The sequence below is a fragment of the Vibrio plantisponsor genome, from assembly GCF_013041605.1.
Lineage (GTDB): Bacteria > Pseudomonadota > Gammaproteobacteria > Enterobacterales > Vibrionaceae > Vibrio > Vibrio plantisponsor.
The window spans coordinates 1-4,961 of sequence record NZ_JABEQC010000029.1 but is presented as its reverse complement, the minus strand read 5'-3'; the positions used below and the strand labels follow the sequence as shown (position 1 = coordinate 4,961).

Below are 4,961 nucleotides of genomic sequence, written 5' to 3'. Positions count from 1 at the left end.
ACACCCAATGAATCTGAACTACTGTATTGGAAAAACTCTAAAACCGTGGCCAAATTTAGTTGACCACTACAGGATTGCAACGTTTACCATCGGCTATTTTCTTCTTATAGCGTTAGTTAAAAACTACTTACGTGCTCAAAACTTATCATTACATGATGAGCTTACTCAATTACCTAATCGCCGTTACTTATTTCAAGAAATGACGAAAATAATGTCGAGAGAGGGTTCAATCGTTGAGTTTACTGTTCTTAATATCGATTTAAATAAGTTCAAACAGATTAATGATTCCCTAGGGCATGAGGCTGGTGATGAAGTTTTGAAGCATACAGCCTCATCCTTAAATCGCTGCTTGCGTTCATCTGATTTCATTTCAAGAATTGGAGGCGACGAATTCGTAGTTATCTTACACCGAGTATCAAATAAAGAGGATGTGTATAATGTAATCCATAAGATGCATCTTTGCCTTGAGGCCAGCCCTTTACACTGGAATAGTCAAAAAATATGGATTTCATTAAGTATCGGAAGTTACACCTTTAAAAATAAGGCAAATCCAAAGCTTATCAATGAAGTATTGTCCAATGCAGATAAAAGTATGTACTTCAATAAATCATCTGCAAAGAACAAAGACACAGAGTTTTTCATTTAAAAAGAGATATCGCACATCAATTATACATAGGTTGGAATTTGGGCTGAGGGATTATATAAACTGATTGATTTAATCATTGAGCGAAAATTATTGAGTAACAACGCTAGCAAACTTAGGGGCAAAAGCATGTAAAACCTGATGTTGTAAAAGGCTTATGTCGGGTTAAGAAGCCCTATATTGGCTTCTTGAACGTTTAGAACTGATATGACTTGAATGGCAGCATCTTCAATCCATATTCTTATTTACATAAGCAATCGTATCGATAAATCGTTTTGACATTGAAGGCGAAATTTTGTTGTGATTCAACTGAAACTTGTCTACATAGCTCCAATTACCTTCTTCTAAGGATTTAACCAATAACAACAATTCACCGAGATCACCTTTGTACTCCAAAATAGCGTCAGTGATGTCTCGGTCCAAGTTTAAACTGGAGAGAATCACGGGCATGTGCACGTCCATTAACGCATCGAAAAGTGACAACATACCTGTGATATATGCTTTTCCTGCAACAGCTCCTCCATGGAATTCCAACGCTAACGTTTGAAGCAGATGTGCACGATATAATGAACTAAGAAACAATGCGTTAGGCTTGTTCTTCGGGCACATAGAGAGAATCAGATGCGATGAAAATCGCTTGAGCCTTTCTTTACCTAGATAGCTAACCGCTTGATTGATTGAACTGATTTCTGCACGTATAGATACTTGACTATTGACATAGTTGAACAATCGAATTGTTAGGGATGGACTTTTAGCGATGATTTTTTCAATGGTGTTGACAGAAAACTCTGTCTTACTTATTTCTTGAAGAAGTTCTATGTTTGCTTTGAACACTTCATCAAGTTTATTGTGTTTGATTAATTGTGGTTTAGAGAAAAAATAACCTTGAAAGAAATCAAAGCCTAACCTCTTGGCTTCTTCGTATTCTTCATACGTTTCAACTTTTTCAGCTAATAACTTTTTATTGCGCTGTTTCAACTCAATGGCAAAGTGTTTAATTTGGTTTAACGGGCAGGCTCGTATATCGAACTTTATGATATCTGCAACGTCAATAAACGGACTCCAACGTTTATCACTAAAACAGAAATCATCGAGTGCAACAATGTAATCATTCGCTTTAAGAGATTGTAAAGCATGCAAAAGATCTGCGTCAGGCTGACAGGTTTCCAATACCTCAACGATATACTGGTCGTTTGGGAACTCTAACGGCAATTCGTTAATCAGATCATCGTAATCAAAGTTCACAAACCCCAATTTTTGGTCAAGTAATATCCCTTGATAAGTCAAATGCTGTTCAACAAATAGGCGTTCGGTGATGCCATAGGTCATCCCATTCGGAAATGCATTACTTGGTCCATCACGATAAAGTAATTCATAGCCATAAATGTCTAAATTTCTGTCAAAAATGGGCTGTCTTGCTACATAACTAAACATAGTTCGCTACACCTTACACTCGCTGATGCTGATCACTTATGAGATGTAACTCGAAGAAAACACAAAAACCAACTAGAAGTTTTGAATACCATGATGAAAAGCTATTTCACATAACTTTAACGTGATAGATATCAATTAAAGACTGTAAACATTTCATTTTTTACAATATACCATTCAACATGTCTTACTCCCCGTCGTTATAGTGCCAAAAACAGCAACCATACCAAGGCATCACAGACTGTCACTAAGGATTGTTTGCAGAGAACTCTGTATCCCAATCATATCCAGATTCGCATTATCATAAGTAGGTCAATTGATGACGAAAGAAAGATTCCTTCATTCCTTGGCTGAGAAACTTTGGGGCATTTTTGATTTTGGTGATCACATGATTAATTCCGTAACACAAACATGCTGGTTCACAGGTCATCAATATCAACGTCAATTTCTGGGGAATTTTCTCTTTGCTTAACTAGCTCTCGGTCTTGTTCATCTTCCTCAAATTCAATTCGGGAAGAGTCAAAAACATCACGTCGTTCAACTAGAAAATCGCTATCCGCCATATTCGCATCTTCCGAATAAGACCCCCAATCTTTTTCACTTGTAGTCGCGAGTTCATCAGAGTGTGCAGTATGACTTGTTAATCCTTCTAAAAGGTCTTTTTCTGACAATCGTTTTTTACTCATAACTGACTTCTCGATTCAAAAATGACATTAGATAATTTATAGCATAGTGAGCAGCTAGATATTAGCCCTGAAAAAAGAAGGGAAAACGTTGACTTAAGCAGTTTAAATCAATTAGAAGTATATAGATTAAATAGCTACAGACGTCTGGCAAGACAGTATGTAATCATCTAGTATTATTCAATAATATAGGTTTTTTATACAGGTAAAATCATGGATGCACGAAAAACCATAGTTACAAATCACCGCAAGGTTGAATCAATGCGTAAATTGACGCAAGCCTGTAAATTGGCAATTAAAGCGGGTAAGTACAAGGTTGTTTTTTTGAACAGTACTAAAAAACCACTTTAGCAACATTATAAAAGTGAGACATGTGTTATCTTTGAAGTAGATACTACAGTTTTTTAAGCAAATCGTTCTTTATTGCTGAATATTATTTCTCTCCATATAGCAATCAAGTTTTAGAAATCGATATCGTTCTAGTTTGACATGGAATTCACGGATAAAAGTGTTCTATACCCATGCAACAAGCCCAGTCAGTAGTTCTTTTCCACTTTGCTCCGATATAGCAAGAAATTCACGGATGGAAATGTTCTATATGAAATTACAACAAACACCATAATTAATTGATTTTATTAAGATAAATTCAACTTTATAAATTACATGTGAATGATATATTCTTCCTAACGCGTAGACCTCATGTAAAACATTGAATTCTCATCAACATTCATACGATATTATATAGTCTTAAGTGTCTGATTTGTATATATTTAAAATAAAATCCGTGAATCACTTGTGAATGTTGTATTATTTCCAACGCGTAGACTTCATGTAAAACGTTAGTTGGTCATTAATGCTCCGCTTATAATAAAAAACATAACCAATTGATTTTAAGCATTAAATTAAGACTCTAACGGAAGGGGGGATTATCAGGTGAAAATTAGTAAGTATAAGGAAGCAATATCAGTCGTGTTTGACATGAAATTTACGCGTAAAAGTGTTCTATACAAGTACTCTTGAATTACGGCTCCCTGTGTAAGTTAAATTTTTCATTTATTAATCAATCAATTAAAAAACAACATTTACAATTCCTGCCTTAACAAAGCTAACTTCGATCTATTATAACAAGGAATTCACGGATAAAAGTGTTCTATACAAAACTGCCAAATATTATATAACCAATTGAATTAATTAAAAAACCTGTAAATAGCGTGTGAATGTTATATTCTTCCTGTATCGTAAACCTCATGTAAAACACTGGACAATCATCAACATGCACACGATATTAAACAACTCTAACCGATTGATTAGTATAAGTTTAAAATCAAATCCGTGAATCACTTGTGAATACTATATTCTTTCTAAACGCGTAGACCACATGTAAAACGTTAGTTGTCATTAATACTTTGAATAAAACAAAAACTAAATAACTGATATTAAAGGAAAAATAATATTCTAACGGAGGGGGATAATCAGGTGAAGTTTAGTAAGTGTAGAGAAGCCATATCATATCAGTCGTGTTTGACATGAAATTTACGTGATTTCGTGGTCTATATTTTAATACAACTTGATCACTGCATATAGCAAATCTATGTAATCAGTACAATTAGAGTTACTTCAGCGACACAAGCCATAGAACTTACCTAATATTTTTCTATTTGTTATTTCGATTTTTATCATATCTTACAGCAAACGTAGCCACCGCGATCGAACCAGCTAAAAGTATCCCCATAGATATTACAAATTCAATACTCATACGTAACCTATTCTGATTTTCTGTCTTGATAATATAAAGTGTAGCAAATCTTAATGCTCGTATCTGTAACAGAAAGTGTTAGAGAATTCCATATAACGTTATTGGAGTATTAATTGATAGCTGATACCTTGATTCGTCACATAATGAGTAGCTAGTCATCATGAAAGTCAGCGCTGAACAAGGAACGGGACACAAACGATTCAGCTCAGATCATGCTGAATCGAAGATGGACAAAACGTGTTAGGACGTTGGCTTTATCAGGTAAATTTCGGATAAAAATATCTATGGGTTAACGCCAAATTAAGTAGCGAGTAACGCTACCACTAACCTAAACCATTGTGCCGTAAACACTGAAGCTGATTCAAAGCAAAAATGCTGAGCGTTACGAATCTGCTTAAATTTATTGTTATATGCGTATTCAAATATGAAAACACAACTTCTTTAAATA

At 34.7% G+C, this 4,961-nt stretch carries 3 protein-coding genes; 1 reads left to right on the top strand and 2 read right to left on the bottom strand.

The features are described 5' to 3' along the window. Positions 1 to 646: GGDEF domain-containing protein (locus HKI82_RS20280; protein ID WP_171139014.1), on the top strand; the 646-nt coding region annotated here is incomplete at its 5' end. Between the two features lie 225 nt (positions 647 to 871). Here the strand turns inward: HKI82_RS20280 and HKI82_RS20275 are convergent. Then, positions 872 to 2,077: an EAL and HDOD domain-containing protein gene (locus tag HKI82_RS20275; protein WP_171139013.1), complete on the bottom strand. Its 1,206-nt coding sequence runs from the start codon at positions 2,075 to 2,077 to the stop codon at positions 872 to 874. 416 nt (positions 2,078 to 2,493) lie between these two features. Further along, complete coding sequence (locus tag HKI82_RS20270; protein WP_171139012.1) at positions 2,494 to 2,760, bottom strand: hypothetical protein; 267 nt, start codon at positions 2,758 to 2,760, stop codon at positions 2,494 to 2,496. Positions 2,761 to 4,961 lie beyond the last annotated feature (2,201 nt).

Excerpts from the sequence above, each read along its gene's own strand:
- HKI82_RS20275 (WP_171139013.1), bottom strand. The coding sequence starts at position 2,077 with ATGTTTAGTTATGTAGCAAGACAGCCCATTTTTGACAGAAATTTAGAC.
- HKI82_RS20270 (WP_171139012.1), bottom strand. The coding sequence starts at position 2,760 with ATGAGTAAAAAACGATTGTCAGAAAAAGACCTTTTAGAAGGATTAACA.